Origin of the sequence: Clostridium sulfidigenes, from assembly GCF_052067195.1 — a bacterium.
Lineage (GTDB): Bacteria > Bacillota > Clostridia > Clostridiales > Clostridiaceae > Clostridium_J > Clostridium_J sulfidigenes.
In genome coordinates, this window is record NZ_JBQHQR010000038.1 from 1 (window position 1) to 984 (window position 984).

Genomic DNA, 984 nt, shown 5'->3' on the forward strand with positions numbered 1-984 from the left:
TTATAAAATAAATAAGTTATATCTGTTAACAACACCTTACCAGGTATTTGTTGCTTAAATTCTCTATTTAATAAGTTTGGTAAGACTGTATGTTCCTTTGTAGCCTTCATCATTCTTCTATATGGATTTGCTTTTCTATAAGGGCAAACAATATTATATTTTTTCATTATTCTTTTGATACGTTTCAGATTATAGTTAATGTTAAACTCATTTTTAAGAGTCATTTTAATTTGTCTAGCACCTTTTTTACGATTCTTAAAATTAAATGCAGCTAATATATTTTTATAACTCTCTAAATCATTTTCTTCTTGAGCATTACGCGTAGCGATAGAATTAGAACAGTAATAATTATAATAGCCAGAACGTGATACACTAGCAGATTTACATAAATAACTTAACATATTTTTCAAATTAAACTTTTGAATAACAGAATTGATAAGAATAAATTTTTCTTGCGTTAGCAATCTTACTTCTTTGTACTCATCCTCCTTTCTAGTATATCTAACTTTTTTAGCAATTCATTTTCAGCTTGTAGAAGTTTTACCTTTGCTTGAAGTTTTTCGTACTTTTCTTCTATGGACAATTCTTTTTCAGTTGGTCTACCATTATTTAATTTACGTGTATCTTGAAGTCTTGTGGCTCCGCCATCTTTATACATTTTACGCCATCTATTACCAGCAGCCTTAACTCTTTTCATTCCTAAAATCTCTATATCAAAACCACATTCTTCGAATATTTGTCTTGGTAGCTTACCAGAAATATTTTCAGCAATAAAATGTCTTTTAAATTCATCAGTATAAGTAATTGATTTTGATGAAATAGTCTGTACATATTTGTTTTGAGATAAGTTCTTAATTTGATATTCAGTGAAAAATTTGTTGCTCATATAATCACTCCTAAAGCTATATATTAATTTTATTATACATAAAAATACCCTATATAATAGACTTTTTTTAAAGTGTCTACTATATAGGGTACATTTTA

Annotated in this window: 1 pseudogene; it reads right to left on the reverse strand. The window is 26.9% G+C overall.

Annotated features, from left to right (window positions below):
• A pseudogene (locus tag ACTNBA_RS19045) lies at positions 1-886 on the reverse strand (HTH domain-containing protein); the annotation flags it as partial.
• Between the last annotated feature and the right edge of the window lie 98 nt (positions 887-984).